We start from the raw sequence: 17,107 nt of genomic DNA on the forward strand, positions 1-17,107 counted from the left end.
ACCACGTCCCGGCCAACACCCGCCTGGTCTCCTTCGTCCCCCTGCACGCCCTCGCCCCCACCTGCTCCGCCGTGATCAGCCACGGGGGGAGCGGCACCTTCCTCACCATGGCGGGGCAGGGGGTGCCGCAGCTGATCGAGCCGTTCATGTTCGACGACGAGCTCCGGGCCGAGCGGCTGGCCGGCCAGGGGGCCGGGCTGGTCATGCACGGCCGCGACGCCAGCGGCCCGCGGGTGCGCGAGCACCTGCTGCGCCTGCTGGGCGAGCCCTCCTTCGCCCAGGCGGCCGGAAGGCTGCGCGACGAGATCGAGGCCATGCCCACCCCCAACGAGCTCGTCCCCCAGCTGGAAAGGCTCACCGCCGAACACCGCGGCACCACCGCGAGCTGACCGGCGAGGCCCGCTCAGCGGTCCGCTCAGAGGTCCGGCTCGGGGATTCCCGGCGTCAGGGGCAGCACCCGGACGCCCGCCGGGGACGCACCGGCAATCCGGCTCAGGGGTCCCCGGCCGTGAGCCGGGGACCCCTGAGCCGGGAACGAGCCGGGAATCAGGTCCGGGCCACGTGCGGGTGGAGCGCCGAGGTGAGCCCGCGGACGCTCTTGAAGGCCCGGGGGTCGATCGTCTCGAACGCCACGTCGATCCCCATCTCGTCGCGGATGTGGCTGACCAGGAGCGCGGTGTTGAGCGAGTTGAGGATCCCCCACTCCAGCAGCGGCGAGTCCTCGTCGAGCTCCCCGCCGGGGTCGCCCGACAGGAACCGCTCCCGGACGAAGGCGAGCAGCCGGTCCGATATCTCCCGCTCGGACAGGTCGGTGGTCACGATGGTCGTCTCCTTCACAGCTGGCCGTACGGCGTGGTCCCGGAGCCCAGCGCGGCCCGGTCGATCTTCCCGTTGCGGGTTCTGGGCAGCTCGCTCACGAAGCGGATCTCGTCGGCGATCATGTAGGGCGGCAGCCGTTCCGCGCTGTGCCGCTTGAGTCCCAGCACGCCCGGCGCGGCGCCCGGCGCGGGCAGCACGAACGCGCGCAGCCGCGCGTCGGCGCCCTCGCCGCTGACGACCACGGCGACGGCGGCCACCTGGGGGTGGCTGCCGAGGACGGCCTCGACCTCGCCGAGCTCCACCCGGTAGCCGCGCACCTTCACCATGTGGTCGCGGCGGCCCAGGTAGTCGAGCGACCCGCCGGGGAGCACCCGCACGACGTCCCCGGTGCGGTACGGGCCCTCCTGGGGCTCGCGCCCCCAGTAGCCGAGCATCACGGTGGGCCCCTCCACCACCAGCTCGCCCTCCTCGCCGACGCCCGCCTCCCGGCCGTCCGGCCGGATCACCCGTACCGTGTCGCCGCAGGCCGCGCGGCCGATCGGCACGGAGCGGTCGCGCGCCAGGTCGGCGGGGACGACCTCGTGGAAGGTGCAGACGTTGGTCTCGGTCGGGCCGTAGAGGTTGAGCAGGCGCGCGCCGGTCCAGGCCGCCAGGTCGCGGACCCCCGCGATCGGGAAGGGCTCGCCCGCGAAGAGCACCGCCCGCAGCGAGGCGGGCGCGGGCGTGTCGAGCAGGCCGCCGTCGCGCATCATCAGGGTGAGCGCCGACGGCACGGAGTACCAGACGCTGACGCGCTCGCGACGCAGGAAGTCCGTCATCCGGGCGGGCGCGTAGGCCAGCTCGGCGGGGACGGGGCAGACGGTCGCCCCCGCGGAGAACGCCGCGTACAGGTCGAGCACCGACAGGTCGAAGGTGAACGGGGCGTGGTTGGCGAACCGGTCGTCCGGCCGGGCGTCCAGCTCGGCCGCGGCCCAGTCCACGAAGGCGCGGGCGGCGCGGTGGGTGACGCTCACCCCCTTGGGGGCGCCGGTCGAGCCCGAGGTGTAGAGCACGTACGCCAGGTCGCCGTCCGCGGCCGGGTGGTCGACCGGTTCTGGCCGCCCGGCCGGGGCGTCCCGGTGCGCGTCGAGGTCCACGGCGCGCACGTCCGGCCCCAGGGTCGCGGCGATCGGCTCCAGCCGGTCGCCGCCGGCGCACACGGCGCGGGGGCGGCAGTCGCGGATCAGGGCGGCCACCCGGGCCGCGGGCGCGGTCTCGCCGGCCGGCACGTAGGCGGCGCCCAGGCGCAGCACGGCCTGCATCGCCACGACGGTGAGCGGCGACTTGCCCGCCCAGATCACCACGCGGTCGCCGGGGCGCACGCCCTCGCCGGCCAGCGCGCGCGCCAGGGCGTCGGCGCGCCGGTCGAGCTCGCGGTAGGTCATCTCGCCGGTCGGCCCGGCGAGGGCGAGGTTCTCCGGGAAGCGGGCGGCGGCGTCGATGAGGAGCCGGTGCAGGCTCACCGTTCCGCCCCCCTCGCGACGGGGGCCGGGTGCGGGAGTACGCCACGGAGGCGTGCCGGGCGCGGGCTCACTGTTTCGTCCCCTTCGCGACGAGAAGCCGATGCGGGCTCACGGTTCCGTCTCTCCTCGCGACGAGGTCCGAGGGTGAGGGCCGGTGCGGGCTCACAGTCCCAGCCCCCTCGCGACGAGCTCCCGCTGGATCTCCGTGGTGCCCGAGAAGATCGTGCCCGGCACCGCGTCGCGCAGCTGCCGCTCGACGCCCGCGGCGCCGAGGTAGCCGGTCGCGCCGAAGACCTGGATCGCGTCCAGGCTGTTGGCCACGGCCGCCTCCGAGACGGCGATCTTCGACAGCGCGGCGTCGGTGGCGGCGTCGTCGCGTCCCTCGTCCAGTGACCAGCACGCCCGGTAGAGCAGCAGCCGCGCGCCCTCCAGGCGCTGCTTCATCGTGACCAGCCGGTGCGAGACCGCCTGGAAGTCGCCCAGGGCGCGGCCGAACTGGCGGCGCCGCCGCGCGTGCTCCACCGCGCGTGCCAGCTGCTCCTCCATCATCCCGAGGTAGACGGCGGGCAGGCAGGCCCGCTCCCAGGCCATCGAGCCCTGGAAGACGGCGCTGCCCCGGCCCTCGGCGCCGAGCCTGAACCGGGCGGGGACCCGGCATCCGGAGAACTCCACCCGGCCGGCCGGGCAGCCGTCGAGGCCCATCTTCGCCATCGGCTCGCTCACGGCGACGCCCGGCAGGTCGCGGGGCACCGCGAAGGCGGTGACGCCGAGGAAGCCCAGGCCCGGGTCGGTGGTGGCGTAGGTGACCACGAGGTCGGCCGCGGGCGCGTTGCTGGCGAACGACTTGACGCCGTCGAGCACGTAGCAGTCGCCGTCGAGCCGGGCGGTGGTGGCGAGCCGGCTCACGTCGGAGCCCGCCTCGTCCTCGGTCATCGCGTTGGCCGCGACCAGCGCGCCGGAGGCCAGGCCGAAAAGCAGCTCCCCCCGCGCGCCGTCGCCGGCGTTGTCGCGGACGGCGACGCAGCACGCCAGCAGGTGCGCCGAGACCGCGAACGCCAGGCCGGTGTCGCCGCACCCCCGGGAGAACGCCTCCAGGCACAGCGCCGTGTCCAGGGCGCCGAGGCCGCCGCCGCCGTACTCCTCGGGCAGGCACAGCCCGGTGACGCCCAGGTCGGCGGCGGCCCGCCAGCGCTCGCGGGTGAACGGCTCCCGCGGCGGCCCTGACTCCTCGTGGAGGCGCTTGCGCGCGCCGTCGAACACCGCGTCGCGCCGCTCGCCCCGCGCACCGCCGAGACCGAAATCCATGGGCCCCTGCCCCTTTCGAAATCGTGCCTAGACCCACGAGGGGGTGTCGAGGATCTTCAGGACCGCGCACGAGATGGTGATGCCGGGACCGATGCCGCCCAGGAGCACGTGGTCGCCGGGACCGAGCTCCCCGGTGGACAGCAGATGGTCCAGGGAGACCAGGTGGTCGCTGGCGCCGAGGTGGCCGACGGTCCTGGCGTAGTCCCAGCTGGACTTCGACATGGGCATGCGCAGCACCGACATCCACCGGTGCTCGACCGCCTGGGGGGAGAGGCTGGTGAAGACGGTGCGGCTGAGGTCCCCCACCTTGATGCCGGCCTCGGCCAGGGTCCGGCTGAGGACCTGCATCATCCGCTGCTGCACGATGACCCAGGCGAGCGCGAGGTCGCTGTCGGCGGAGCACATCCGGCCGAACTCCTCGGCCCGCGCGGCGAAGTCGACGGCCTCGCCGGTGGTGGCGCTCGGCGGGAACAGCGGGGAGCCCGCGCGGTGCAGCTCCTCGGCCTCGGGTACGGAGATCGAGCTCACCGAGAGCAGCCGGGCGAAGCCGGGCTCGCGGCTGAGCACCACGGCGCTTCCCGCGTCGCCGAGCACGAAGTCGGGCCCCGAGCACCAGCGGTCCATCCGGGCGGTGCCGAAGTTGTCGGCCGTGACGATCAGCGCGTCGCGGCGGCGCGGATCGCCCGCCATGAACCCGCCGGCGAGCTCCAGGGCGCTCAGCACGCCGTTGCAGCCCTGGCGCATCTCCAGGGCCAGCAGGTCGCCGCCGACGAGGTGGTGCTGCAGGTAGTACTGCGGCGACCAGCCGTCGGGGCCCTGGTGCCAGACGTCGGCGTACAGCATCAGCCCCAGGGCGGAGGTGCCGCCCCCGCCGCGCGCGAGCGCCTCGCGCGCGGCCCGCAGCGCCATCTCGGGGGCGGGGATGTCACCCGCCACCGCCGCTCCGAGCATGTCGTGGACCTTGGCGTGCTCGGCCGTGCACAGTCCCTGGGCGACGGCCGACTCCACGCTTACCGTCGGCGGGACGAACGTGCCGATCCCCCGGACGAAGACCTCTGGTGTGCGCACTGCCCTGCCTCTCTGCTCGCCTGTGACCCGCTCAGGCCCGGCGGGACGGGGGACCGGAGTGCTGCGACTCCTGAGACTCCTGCGGCTCCGGTGTGCCGTCCCGCAGCTGGGAGGTCGCCTCCAGGTAGCGGTCGATCACGGTCCGGTGGTAGCCGGGGCCGAAGCCCATCTCGGTGACGGCGGGCACCAGCCGCCGCAGTTTCTCCACGGAGATGTGGTGGGACGTCCCCTCGTCGATGACCTGCCTGCGGGCCGTGACGCCCAGCCGCGTCTCCAGGTGGTCGACGATCAATTCGACCGGCACGGACTCGCCGGTGGCCACGTTGACCACCTCCTGGGTGATTCCGGTGGCCAGCAGCAGGTCGATGACCTTCACCCAGTCGGCGATGTCGATGATGTCCCTGCGCGCGCTGCGGTACATCGTGAGATTGTCGGAGCGGATCTGCTCGATGAGCGAGGGAATCAACCGGTTCGCGGGCACGTGCGGGCCGACGACGTAGCCGAGCCGCAGGATGAGGTGCCGCACCCCGGAGTCCCGGATCCGTCCCTCCAGCGCGAGCTTGTGCCAGCCGTAGGGGGTGACGGGTTCCACGGGTTCGTCCTCGCGGCCCCGGCATCCGGCGCCGCCGTACATGCTCATCGACGCGGTCGAGAGGAAAACGAGGGTCCGGTCCTGGCGGAGACTCTTTTCGATCGTCTCGTCCACCAGAGCGGTTTCCCGTTCGTAGTCGGAATCGGAATTCTTCCACAGGGACACACCGGCGGCGAGAATCGTCACCTCGGGATGCGTGTCGCCGATCGACCGCAGGTGCCTCGCGAGAAAGCCATTTCCGATGATCTCCATTCCCAGCACCGCTTTCCAGCTCTGGAGGTTAACGTATCGGTTCCGCCCGTCACCATATAGCGGAGCCCGGAATAAGAAAGCACCCGCCGCCCGCGGCCGGAAGTCGGTTTGTCCCGCCAGCGAGACAGGTGTGCGTTCTCCGGCCTTTTCTCCGGGGGATGAGGGAGACGGCCGCAATTCCCGCGCCCGTGCCACGCGGCCCGTCTCCGGGGAACGTCCCGGGGGCGTCCGGTCACGGGACCGCCGGGGTTCCCGCGGCGCTCCCGTGGAGCCCGGGGGAGGGGGCCTGGCCCTTCTTCAGCGGCTCCCACCAGCTGCGGTTCTCGGCGTACCACCGGGCCGTCGCCGCCAGGCCCTCGGCGAAGGGGATGAGCGGCCGGTAGCCCAGCTCAGCCGTGATCTTGGAGCTGTCGACGGAGTAGCGGCGGTCGTGCCCGGGCCGGTCCTCCACCGGGACGACCATCGACCAGTCGGCCCCGGCGATGTCCAGCAGCGCCCCGGTCAGCTCCCGGTTCGTCAGCTCGGCGTTGCCCCCGATGTTGTAGATCTCGCCGGGCCGGCCCCGCCAGGCGACCAGGGCGATGCCCCGGCAGTGGTCGTCGACGTGCGTCCACTCGCGCACGTGCAGGCCGTCGCCGTACAGCGGCACCGGCTCCCCGTCCAGCAGGTTGGTGACGAACAGCGGGATGACCTTCTCGGGGAACTGGTAGGGCCCGTAGTTGTTGGGACAGCGGGTGATCGAGACGGGGAAGCGGTAGGTGCGCGAGAACGCCCGCGCCAGCAGGTCGGCCGCGGCCTTGGAGGCCGAGTACGGGGAGTTGGGTTCGAGCGGGTGGCTCTCCACCCACGAGCCCGTCTCGATGGACCCGTAGACCTCGTCCGTGGAGACCAGCACGAACTTCCCGACGCCGCCGCGCAGCGAGGCCTCCAGCAGGGTCTGGGTGCCCACCACGTTGGTCGCGACGAAGTCGGCCCCGCTGTCGATCGACCGGTCGACGTGGGTCTCGGCCGCGAAGTGCACGACCATGGAGACGCCCCTGGTCAGCCGCGACATCAGCGAGGCGTCGCAGATGTCGCCCCGGACGAACTCCAGCCGCGGGTCGTCGGCGACCGAGGCCAGGCTCTCCATGGTCCCGGCGTACGTCAGCTTGTCCACGACGACGACCCGGGCGTCCTCGAACCCCTCGTAGGCGCCGGAGAGCGCGTGCCGCACGAAGTTCGAGCCGATGAACCCGGCACCGCCGGTGACCAGGATCCGCATGTGGATGCACCTTTGCTGTCGGTTACGCGAGTGATCGGGCGATGTCCATGACGTACCGGCCGTATGCCGACTGGCTCATCTCGGTGCCCCGGCGGTAGCAGGCCTCGATGTCGATGAACCCCATGCGCAGGGCGATCTCCTCCAGGCAGGCGACCCGCACCCCCTGGCGGCGTTCGAGGATCTGCACGTACTGGCTCGCCTCCAGCAGGGACAGGTGTGTTCCGGCGTCCAGCCAGGTGAAACCACGTCCCAGCTGTACCAGGCTCGCCTTGCCCTGCTCCAGGTAGACCCGGTTGACGTCGGTGATCTCCAGCTCGCCGCGGCCGGAGGGCCGCTGCTCCCTGGCGATGTCCACGACCTGCTTGTCGTAGAAGTACAGGCCGGTGATGGCCTGGTCGGAGCGGGGGCGACTCGGCTTCTCCTCGATGGAGACGAGCCGGCCCTCGGCGTCCAGCTCCCCGATGCCGTACCGCTCGGGGTCGCTCACCGGGTAGCCGAACATGACGCAGCCGTCCAGCTCGTCCTGCGCCCTGCGGAGCAGGTCGGGGAAGCCGGCGCCGTGGAAGAGGTTGTCGCCCAGCACCAGCGCGCAGGGGTCCCCGTCGATGTGCGAGTCGCCCAGCAGGAACGCCTCGGCGATCCCGCGCGGTTCCGGCTGCGGCACGTAGCTGAAGTTCACGCCCACCTGGGAGCCGTCGCCCAGAAGCGCGCGCAGCGACGGAAGGGCGTCCGGCGTGGAAATTATGAGGATGTCGCGTATGCCGGCCAGCATCAGCACCGCGATGGGGTAGTAAATCATCGGCTTGTCGTAGATGGGAAGCAACTGCTTGGAGGTGGCGAGGGTCAGCGGATGCAAACGCGTCCCGTTTCCTCCGGCAAGGACGATGCCTTTCATCGGAGCTCCTGCGTTTTCGTCTGCGGCGGTGCCTGAGACTACTGTTCAGGCTCATCGGGAAATCAACCCCCGGCGTCCCGTGAAATGGTATTGCCTTTTCGCGGAGCAAATGTGATAGGGCTTGTGACGCGTCCCGCTCGTGACCGGGGCGCGGTCTTCGCCACTTCGCGTTCGCGCGCCTGGAAGGACGACAATGCGTATTCTGTTCGCTACCTATGCGGAGAAGTCACATTTCCTGGTGATGGTTCCGCTGGCGTGGGCGCTGCAGGCCGAGGGGCACGAGGTGCGGGTCGCCAGCCAGCCCAACCTGACCGACGTGATCACCCGGTCGGGGCTCACCGCGGTGCCGGTGGGCAGGGACCACGGACTGTGGCGGGCCAACAGGGCCTTCGGCTTCTTCGACCCGCGCAAGCAGACCGTGCCCTTCTTCGACGTGGTGGGCGACGACCCCGACCGGCTCACCTGGGACCACCTCAAGCAGGGGTACGTCCAGTTCGTCCCCTGGTGGTGCCGCATGGTGAACGAGCCCATGATCGACGGGCTGACCGAGTTCTGCCAGAAGTGGGAGCCCGACCTGGTCATCTGGGAGCCGGTCACCTACGCCGGGGCGATCGCGGCCAAGGCGTGCGGCGCGGTCCACGCGCGGTTCATGTGGAGCCTGGACCTGTTCGGCCGGATGCGGGGCCACTACCTGCGGGTGAAGGCGGAGCGGCCGCCGGAGGAGCGCGAGGACATGCTGCAGGCGTGGATCACCGCGCACGCCCGCAGGTTCGGCGTGGAGTTCTCCGAGGAGATGACCACCGGCCAGTTCACCATCGACTACACGCCGCCCTCCCTGGAGCTGCCGCCCGATCCGGCCGCGGGCCCGGAACCGCACCGCGTCCCGCTGCGGTTCATCCCGTACAACGACCGCGCGGTGATCCCGCCCTGGCTGCGCGCCGCCCCCGAGAAGCCGCGCGTCTGCCTGACGCTGGGGACCACCTCGGCGGAGAACCTCGACGGCTACCTGGTGCCGGTCCAGGACATCCTCGACGGGCTCGCCGACCTCGACGTGGAGATCGTCGCCACGCTGCCGGAGAACCACCAGGCGGAGCTGGAACGGGTGCCGGACAACGTGAGGCTGGTCAGCTTCGTCCCCCTGCACGCGCTGCTGCCGACCTGCTCGGCGGTGATCGACCACGGCGGGAGCGGCACGTTCTTCACCACGCTGGCGAGCGGCGCGCCCCAGCTCGTGCTGCCCAACCTGTTCGACGAGCCGCTGCGGGCCCGCTACCTCGCCGAGCAGGGGGCGGGCCTGACGATGCACAGCAGCGAGGCCACCGGCGCCGGGGTCAGGCAGGCGCTCCTGCGGCTGCTGGAGGAGCCGTCCTTCGCCGAGGAGTCACGCAGGATCCGCGACGAGATGAACGCCATGCCGACCCCCGCCGAGGTGGCGGCCCGCATGGGGGACCTCGTCGACACCTACCGCGTTGACGCCGCCGCCGTCCCGGCCGCCGGCCGCTGAGAGAGGCGAGACCATGTACGAGGCCGAGCTGGCGGACGTCTACGACGCGATCTACCGGGGGCGTGGCAAGGACTACGGGGCCGAGGCGGCGACCGTCGCGGGGCTGGTCCGCGAGCGGCTCCCCCGGGCCGCGTCCCTGCTGGACGTGGCGTGCGGGACCGGGTCGCACCTGAGGTTCTTCGCCGGGCTCTTCGACCACGTCGAGGGGCTGGAGCTGTCGGCGGACATGCTGGCCGTGGCGAGGACGCGGATGCCCGGCGTCCCCACGCACGAGGGCGACATGCGCGACTTCGCGCTCGGCCGTACCTTCGACGCGGTCACCTGCATGTTCAGCTCCATCGCCTACATGCGCGACGAGCGGGAGCTGGCGGCGGCGATCGGGCGGATGGCGGCCCACCTGGTCCCCGGAGGGGTCCTCGTGATCGAGCCGTGGTGGTTCCCGGAGAGCTTCCTGCCGGGGTACGTGGCCGGGGACGTCGTCACCGTGGAGGGCCGTACCCTCGCCAGGGTCTCGCGCACGGTGCGCGAGGGCGACGCGAGCGTCATGGAGGTCCACTACGTGGTGGCCGACGCGGCCTCCCCCGCCCGGCACTTCACCGTCACCCACGTGAACACCCTGTTCACCCGGGAGCAGTACGAGGACGCCTTCACGGAGGCGAAACTGCGGGTGGACTATCTGGAGGGCGGCCCCTCGGGACGCGGGCTGTTCGCCGGGACGCTCGGATGACGCTCGGGCCGGGCGTACAGGAAGTTCTGGATGATGGGGGGAAGCCGCTCCCTGACCTGGGGCACGCCGTAGACCTGCGCCTGCCGGACGGCGACGGTCAGGTTGGGCAGCTCCGTCTCGAACCAGTTCCTCGCCTGCTCGGGGCACTCGAAGCGGATGACCGGCACCCCCTCGGGCGCGGGGAGCGGCGGGATGATGGGGCAGCGCCCCGGATACAGGAGGCGCAGCGCGGTGTCCGCGGTCCGCACGTAGTGGCCGAGGAGCCGCGAGACGGCGGCCCGCCTCGTCTGGTAGGGCATCTCGGCCACCGCGCGGTCCTTGGCGTACGCGCGCAGCATGGCGTCGTGGAAGCGGAGCCGGTTGCCCGGCGCGATCCGCAGCAGATGCCCGCTCAGCAGATAGTCGACGATCTGTCTCGCCCGCTCGCAACCGACGTCCGCCGTGTTCGCGGCCGCCGTCAGGTCGAAGGACGCGCCCTCGTGCAGGCTCATGAGGCGGAACATCTCGGCGGCGTCGTTGGGCAGCGCCCGGTAGGAGGAGGAGAAGACCGAGCGCATGGATGACTGCTCGTCGCACTCGGTGTCGGGGCTCTCCAGCAGGTCGTCCCGCCCCGGAGGCATCCGGCCCGCGGTGCTGAGCCCCACGTGGAAACGGCTGGTCATCCGCTCCGCCGCGATCCGCAGCGCGATCGGCAGGTAGTCGCCGACCTGGCAGAGCCCGTCGACGAGGGGCTGGTCGGCGTACCCGTTCGCCTGCCTGATGACGTGCCTCACCAGGGTCGCCGCGTCGTCCTTCGGCATGAGGTCCAGCGTCATCCGCAGGGCGCCGTCGCGGGTGGTCAGCCCCGACAGCCTGTTCCTGCTCGTGACCAGCACCAGGCACGACGGGTCGCCGGGAAGCAGCGGGCGCACCTGCTCGGCCGATCTGGCGTTGTCCAGCACGATGAGGATCCGCTTGCCCGCCACCAGGCTCCGGTAGCGGCTGGAGCGGACCTGGAGGTCCTCCGACGACCCGGGGGCGGCGCCGAGCCCGGCCAGCAGGTGGTCGAGCGCCTCGGCCGGCTTCATCGGCTGGCCCGTGTTGGTGAACCCCCGCAGGTCCAGGTGGAGCTGGCCCCCGTCGAAGCGCTCGGCGAGCCCGCGGGCGAAGCGCAGGGCCAGCGCCGACTTGCCCACCCCGGGGGCGCCGCTGATCAGGATGACCCCGGACTCGTCCAGGATGTCGGCCGCCGAGACGAACCCCTCCAGCCGGTTCAGCTCCCGCCGGCGCCCGGTGAACCCCGGGATGTCGCGGGGCAGCTGGGCGGGGGGCGGCGCGACCGGCGCCGGGGGAGCCGGGCCCGGGGAGGCCAGCGTCAGCGGGGAGTCGGAGACCGGCATGGGCGAGCGGAGGGTGCCGTTCAGGATCTGGTCGTGGCACCTGCGCAGGTCCTCGCCCGGCTCGATGCCCAGCTCCTTGATGAGCAGGCGCCGCACGCTGTGGAACTGCTTCAGCGCGTCGGCCCGGCGCCCGCAGCGGTAGTGGGCCACCATGAGCAGGTAGTGGAGCCGTTCCCGCAGGGGGTGGGTCCTGACGAGGCTGGAGAGATCGCCGATGATCTCGTTGGCGCGGTCGGCCTCCAGCAGGAGCTGCGCGCGGTCCTCGATGGCGGTGAAGCGCAGCTCGTCCAGGCGGATCCGCTCGGCGTCGGCCAGGGGGCCGACCGCGCCGCCGAACGCCGGGCCGCGCCACAGGGCCAGCGCCGTGTCCAGCTTCCGCACCGCCTCGGGCCAGGTGCCCGAGCGCTGCAGCTCTCGTACGCTCTCCAGGTGCCTCTCGAAGACCTGGGCGTCGATCTTGCGGGAGTCGAGCTGGAGCAGGTAGCCGTTGCCGTCGGCCACCAGGAGCTCGGAGGGCGCCCGGCGCGGCCGTTTCGGCTCGAAACTACGCCGCAGCCGCGCTATGTAGGTATAAATGCTGCTTTCGACCGTTGTGGGTGGATTTGGCCCCCATACGGCGTTGATCAATTCCTGTCGGCTGAGCGTGGTCCCGGGGCGGGTGGCCAGCGCGGCGAACAGCGTCCGCTGCGTCGGTGACCCGAGATCGAGTTCGTGGTCGCCCCGTGTCGCGCGCACCGGCCCGAGTAGATGCACCTGTACCAGGTCGTTCAACGACGCTTCCCCAATCTCAGCCCCGGAGATGCGATGGAAGGACCTGAGCGCACACTCAGGGCCAAACGCTCGGACCTACGCATATAGCCATATCTGGGGGAACGAAGCATCGGCAAGGGAGGTTCCTGGGGTGACTTTATTGTTACCTGCGCCCCAGAAGTCACTCCAGAATCTGCCGTCACTCATGTAAACGGGTGTCTCGCTGGCGGGACACCGCGCCGCGCCGGGGTTCCGGGCGCCGGCGCGCTCGCCGCCCGTCCGGGGCGGGAGATCCCGGTGAGGCGCGTCCCCGGAGCCGGGTGAGGGACGCCGGGCGACGGGCGCGGGAACGCACGGGAAATCGGGTGGGGCCCTCGTCCCGCGGGCCGGGAAAAAGCGCCCCGCCCTTGTGGGAACACGGCCCCGTGTAATAGAAGATTCGTTCCCGGCTCGTACGTGAAAAAGCGTATCCGAGGCGGTGACGAATCCACTGGCTCTCGGTTACCGTCGAGCCCGGCATCGGATTCCCGAACTTCCCGGTGAGGCGCTGGTGGTCATCGACGACATTCATTCTCCGCGAGGTGCTCCGCTCAAGAGGGTGGTCGTCACCGGTTACGGAGTCATTTCCCCGTTCGGGGTGGGCTGGGAAACCGCGTGGTCGAATCTGATCCAGGGCGCGAGCGGTATTCGCGAGCTTTCCGGAATTGACACCTCGGGGCTTCCCGTGGGCATCGGCGGCCAGGTCGTGGACTTCGACCCCGGCGTGTGGCTGCCGGCCCCGCTGGTGCGCCGCACCACCAGGCCGGCGCACCTCGCCCTGGTGGCCGCCACGCTCGCGCTGCTGGACGCCAAGCTCGACGTCGACGCCGAGCTCGCGCCCAGGCTCGGGGTGACGGTGGGCACGGCCTGCGGCGCGAGCGCCGCCCTCGTCGACGCCGGCACCGCGTTCGCCGAGCGCGGGTTCATGGCGCTGAGCCCGTACACCTTCACCTCCACGGGCGTCGTCACGGTCGCCTCCGAGGTGGCCCTGCACGTCGGCGCGCAGGGGCCCGCGGCCTGCACGGCGACCGCCTGCGCGACCGGGGCGACCTGCGTCGGCGAGGCCATGCGGCTGATCCAGCTGGGCAAGGCGGACGTCGTGCTGGCCGGCGGCGCCGACGACACCATCACCCCCTTCGACATCGCCGCCGCGGCCAGGGCCAGGGCGCTGTCGCGCCGCCGGGGGGACCCGCGTGCCGCCAGCAGGCCGTTCGACAACGGCCGCGACGGGTTCGTGATGAGCGCGGGCGCCGGGATCCTGGTGCTGGAGAGCGAGGAGCACGCCCTCGCCCGCCAGGCCCGCGTGTACGGCGAGGTGGCGGGGTACGCGGCCACCACGGACGCCTACAACCTGACCAGCCCGCACCCGGAGGGGGCGGCCGTCGAGAGGGCGGTGCGCCTCGCCCTGCAGGACGCGGGCGTCACCCCCGCCGAGGTCGGCTACGTCAACGCGCACGGCACCGGGACCCGGATGAACGACACCGCCGAGCTCAAGGTGATCCGCCGGGTGTTCGCCGAGCGGGCCACGTCCGTGCCGGTGAGCTCGACGAAGAGCATGACGGGCCACATGCTGGGCGCGGCCGGCGCCGTCGAGGCGATGGTCGCGATGGAGGCCCTCCGCACCGGCGTCGTCCCGCCCACCGTCAACTGCGACGACCCGGAGGACCCGGAGATGAACTTCGTCGCGCACCGGGCCCAGGAGCACGCGGCCGACGTGGCCGTCAGCAACTCCTTCGGATTCGGCGGCCACAACGCGGTTCTGGTCCTGCGCCGCTGGCGGGACTGATCACTCTGACCGGCGCGGAAAGTCGGAAAAGCCGTCCAGCGTGACCGTGAAGGGATTCCAGAGAATGTCTGCAAAGCAACAGGAAATGCTTTCGAGTTTGGCTGAGATCGTGGAGAGGGTGGCAGGCGTGCCCGCGGAGAGGGTGTTGCCGGACAAATCGTTCACCGACGACCTCGCGCTCGATTCCCTGGCCGTCGTGGAGATCGCCTTCTCCATGCAGGAACACGCCGGGGTGGAAATTCCGGAAGAGGATCTGGCGCGCATAAGAACGGTCCAGGACTTCCTCGACTTCGTCGAGCTCTCCGCGGAGCGGAATTGACCGCCCAGCGGGTTCCGGAACGCGGTGGCACAGCGCCCGCCGACGCCGTGACCTACGACGAGGTGACCCCCGCGGAGCTGCTCGGCTCGGGCTTCGCGGCGCCGCGGATCAACGAGAGTCCCTGGCTGGTCCGCTGGGACCTGCTCGGCGACGGCCCGGAGACCGACAGGTTCGTCCTGGACGCCCTGGCGGAGACCGTGGACCTGGAGACCTCCGGCAGCACCGGCCCGAGCCGGTGCTGGCGGCGGACGCGCGAGCAGATGTGGTCGGAGGCGGGACTGCTGGCCGGCCTGATCGAGCGCGACCGCCCGAGCGCCATCCTCTCCTTCGCGCCGCCCAGGCACGTGTACGGCGCGCTCGCGAGCGTGCTCGTACCGGCCAGGCTGCGCCTGCCCGCCTGGTACCGCCCGCAGTACTTCGGCGCCATGCCGCCCCCGGGGTCCCTGCGCTGGGCCGTGGTGGCCGTCCCCTGGACCTTCTCCATCCTCCGCAGGCACGTGGCCTGGGTGCGCGGGACCGAGCACCTGACCGTGCTGCACAGCACGGCGACGCTCCCGGCGATGGCGGAGTCCGTCGTCAGGGAGGCGGGGACGAGGCGGATACGCGTCGTGGAGGTCTTCGGCTCGACGGAGGCCGGCGGCATCGCCTCGCGCACCTGGAGTCCCGGCGGGCCGCCGTGGGAGCTCTTCGACGACGTGGAGTTCGCCGCCCCCGGCGACCCGTCCGGTGCCGCCGCCGACGCCTCGTCCGGGGAGCGGCCCGGCGGCGCGGCCGGCGACGCCTCGTCCGGGGAGCGGCCCGGCGACCTTTCCGAGGAGGAGACGCCGCTGGTGGTCCGGAGCCCCCGGCTGGCCTTCCGGCCGGGGGAGGCGCCCGCGGACGTCTGGCGCACCGACGACTACGTGCGGCGGCTCGACGGGCGCAGGTTCCGCTTCGACGGCCGGCGTGACCGGCTCGTGAAGATCAACGGCCGCAGGGTCGACCTCGACAGGCTGGAGGAGTCGGTGAGATCGGTGCTGCCCTGCGCCGATCTGGCCTTCCTGCCCGTGGCGGACGCCCTCACCGGCGAGAACTTCGACCTGCTCGTGGTGCCGGAGGGCGGGGCGGCCGGCGCGGCCGGGGCGGCGCTGTCCGTCGCGGAGGTGCGCGCGGCGGCGGGGCGGTTCGACGCCCGGCCGCGGCAGGTGCGCCTGGTCGATCGGATCGACCGCTCCGACACGGGCAAGCTCCGGCGACTACAGCGACCTTCCCTTTCCGACGCGGGAGCAGACACGTGACAGCACTGATCGACGGACGTTCCACCGACAGCCTGGCCTCGATCGTCCGGAGCGCGCACTGGGGCGCCCGGGTGGAGCCGTGCGAGCACGAGGACGCCGTCCGCATGCGGGCCAGCGTGGACCTGCTGGCCGAGCGGCTCTCCGGCCCCGACTCCGTGTACGGGGTCACCCACGGGTTCGGCCCCCTGGTGGCGTTCTCCGCGGCCGACTCGCCCATGGAGCAGGGCGCGGGCCTGATCGCCCACCTCAGCTCGGCCCAGGGCAGGCCGCTGGACCCCGAGGTGTGCCGCCTGATCGTCTGGCTCCGCCTCAGCAGCATGCGCAAGGGCCACTCGGCCGTGTCGCCCGACTTCTGGCAGACCCTGGCCGACCTGTGGAACGAGGGCTTCACCCCGTCGATCCCGCGCGACGGCACGGTGAGCGCCAGCGGGGACCTGCAGCCGCTCGCCCACGCGGCGATGGCCCACGCGGGCACCGGGGAGGCGTGGGTGCGCGACGGCGGAGGCTGGTCGGTCGTGCCCGCCGCGCGGGCGCTCGCCGACATCGACGCCAAACCGGTCGAGTGGTCCGCCCGCGAGGCGCTGGCCTTCGTCAACGGGACCAGCGTCAGCCTGGCGGTGTCCATCCTCAACCACCAGTCGGTGCTGAGGCTGGTCAGGGCCGTCGGGGTGCTGACGGCGAGGATCGCCGACATCCTGGGCTCCAACCCGGAGGCCTACCACGCCGGCATCGGCCGGGCCAGGGGCCAGACGGGACAGCTGACCGTGGCCCGGTGGATCCGCGAGGACCTTCCCCCCGGAATGAAGCGCAATCCGCTCCGGCCGCTGCAGGAGCCCTACAGCCTCCGCTGCGCCCCCCAGGTCCTCGGCGCGGTGCTCGACCAGCTGTACGGGGCCGAGGAGATCCTCGTCCGCGAGGCCATGGGCTGCACGGACAACCCGATCTTCTACGAGGGCGAGCTGCTGCACGGCGGCAACTTCCACGCCATGCCGGTCGGCCTGTGCTCCGACCAGATCGGCCTCTGCCTCCAGCAGGTGGCCTTCCTCGCCGAGCGGCAGCTCGCCCTGCTGTGCGACCCGGCCTACAACGGCGGGGTGCCGCCGATGCTCACTCCCCGGCCCGGGGCGGGCAGCGGGCTGGCCGGGGTGCAGCTGAGCGCCACCTCCTTCGTCTCCAGGATCAGGCAGCTCGCCTACCCCGCCTCCCTCACCGCGCTGCCGACGAACGGCGGCAACCAGGACCACGTGCCGATGGCGCTCAACGGGGCCAACTCCGTGGCCGAGGCCGTGGAGCTGGCGTGGCTGGTCGTCGGCTCCCTCGCGGTCGGCGTGGCCCAGCGCGGGGCGCTCGCCGGCCGGAACGACACGGCCACCGGCCTGTGGGCCGACCTGGCCAGGATCTCCCCGCCGCTCCAGGCGGACCGGCCGCTCGCGGCCGAGGTGCGCGCCGCGAGCCGCCTGCTGCAGGAGACCGCGGAGGGACTGCTCTCCCGGGAGGAGTGAGCTTCCCGCAAGGGGCCGGGGCTCCGCGAGGACCGGGTCCTCGCGGGGACCGCGATCCCACGAGGACCGCGACCTCACGAGAGCCGCGACCTCACGAGAGCCGTGAATTCACGAGGGCCGCGAACTCGGA

General features: G+C 72.2%; 15 protein-coding genes. 7 read left to right on the forward strand and 8 right to left on the reverse strand.

Going from position 1 to position 17,107, the window contains the following annotated elements; translation table 11 throughout:
* A partial coding sequence (locus tag AC5L38_RS41710; protein WP_495248354.1) for a nucleotide disphospho-sugar-binding domain-containing protein occupies positions 1-389 on the forward strand: 389 nt, incomplete at its 5' end.
* 157 nt (positions 390-546) lie between these two features.
* On the opposite strand, the gene AC5L38_RS41715 is transcribed toward AC5L38_RS41710, so the two are convergent.
* From AC5L38_RS41715 to rfbA, 7 genes are all read right to left on the reverse strand, one after another.
* A complete protein-coding gene (locus AC5L38_RS41715) occupies positions 547-819 on the reverse strand; it encodes a phosphopantetheine-binding protein (protein WP_495248355.1) in 273 nt (90 codons plus the stop codon).
* Between the two features lie 14 nt (positions 820-833).
* Positions 834-2,321: an amino acid adenylation domain-containing protein gene (locus tag AC5L38_RS41720; protein WP_495248356.1), complete on the reverse strand. Its 1,488-nt coding sequence runs from the start codon at positions 2,319-2,321 to the stop codon at positions 834-836.
* Positions 2,322-2,483: 162 nt separating this feature from the next.
* Entirely contained in the window at positions 2,484-3,626 is a 1,143-nt protein-coding gene (locus AC5L38_RS41725) for an acyl-CoA dehydrogenase family protein (protein ID WP_495248357.1), read from the reverse strand.
* Positions 3,627-3,653: 27 nt separating this feature from the next.
* The gene (locus AC5L38_RS41730) at positions 3,654-4,694 is read right to left on the reverse strand and encodes a ketoacyl-ACP synthase III family protein (RefSeq protein WP_495248358.1); all 1,041 of its coding nucleotides are present in this window, start codon (positions 4,692-4,694) and stop codon (positions 3,654-3,656) included.
* Between the two features lie 31 nt (positions 4,695-4,725).
* Entirely contained in the window at positions 4,726-5,538 is an 813-nt protein-coding gene (locus AC5L38_RS41735) for an NAD-dependent epimerase/dehydratase family protein (RefSeq protein WP_495248359.1), read from the reverse strand.
* A 232-nt stretch (positions 5,539-5,770) separates the two neighbouring features.
* On the reverse strand, positions 5,771-6,799 hold the full coding sequence (rfbB, locus tag AC5L38_RS41740) for a dTDP-glucose 4,6-dehydratase (protein WP_495248360.1): 1,029 nt from the start codon (positions 6,797-6,799) through the stop codon (positions 5,771-5,773).
* Positions 6,800-6,821: 22 nt separating this feature from the next.
* A complete protein-coding gene (gene rfbA / locus AC5L38_RS41745) occupies positions 6,822-7,694 on the reverse strand; it encodes a glucose-1-phosphate thymidylyltransferase RfbA (protein WP_495248361.1) in 873 nt (290 codons plus the stop codon).
* 193 nt (positions 7,695-7,887) lie between these two features.
* Between rfbA and AC5L38_RS41750 the strand changes: the two genes are divergently transcribed.
* Positions 7,888-9,198 (forward strand): activator-dependent family glycosyltransferase, encoded by a 1,311-nt coding sequence (locus AC5L38_RS41750; protein ID WP_495248362.1) that lies wholly within the window; start codon positions 7,888-7,890, stop codon positions 9,196-9,198.
* 13 nt (positions 9,199-9,211) lie between these two features.
* Positions 9,212-9,925: a class I SAM-dependent methyltransferase gene (locus tag AC5L38_RS41755; RefSeq protein ID WP_495248363.1), complete on the forward strand. Its 714-nt coding sequence runs from the start codon at positions 9,212-9,214 to the stop codon at positions 9,923-9,925.
* Here AC5L38_RS41755 and AC5L38_RS41760 read toward each other — a convergent pair.
* A complete protein-coding gene (locus tag AC5L38_RS41760) occupies positions 9,871-12,039 on the reverse strand; it encodes an AfsR/SARP family transcriptional regulator (RefSeq protein ID WP_495248364.1) in 2,169 nt (722 codons plus the stop codon). The genes AC5L38_RS41755 and AC5L38_RS41760 overlap by 55 nt on opposite strands.
* A gap of 613 nt (positions 12,040-12,652) precedes the next feature.
* On the opposite strand from AC5L38_RS41760, the gene AC5L38_RS41765 reads away from it, so the two are divergent.
* From AC5L38_RS41765 to AC5L38_RS41780, 4 genes are all read left to right on the forward strand, one after another.
* A complete protein-coding gene (locus tag AC5L38_RS41765) occupies positions 12,653-13,879 on the forward strand; it encodes a beta-ketoacyl-[acyl-carrier-protein] synthase family protein (protein WP_495248365.1) in 1,227 nt (408 codons plus the stop codon).
* Between the two features lie 64 nt (positions 13,880-13,943).
* The gene (locus AC5L38_RS41770; protein ID WP_495248400.1) at positions 13,944-14,198 is read left to right on the forward strand and encodes an acyl carrier protein; all 255 of its coding nucleotides are present in this window, start codon (positions 13,944-13,946) and stop codon (positions 14,196-14,198) included.
* Entirely contained in the window at positions 14,195-15,475 is a 1,281-nt protein-coding gene (locus AC5L38_RS41775; RefSeq protein ID WP_495248366.1) for a class I adenylate-forming enzyme family protein, read from the forward strand. The genes AC5L38_RS41770 and AC5L38_RS41775 overlap by 4 nt, the downstream gene beginning before the upstream one ends.
* Positions 15,472-16,977: an aromatic amino acid lyase gene (locus AC5L38_RS41780; RefSeq protein ID WP_495248367.1), complete on the forward strand. Its 1,506-nt coding sequence runs from the start codon at positions 15,472-15,474 to the stop codon at positions 16,975-16,977. The genes AC5L38_RS41775 and AC5L38_RS41780 overlap by 4 nt, the downstream gene beginning before the upstream one ends.
* Positions 16,978-17,107 lie beyond the last annotated feature (130 nt).

The organism is Streptosporangium nanhuense (assembly GCF_059358815.1).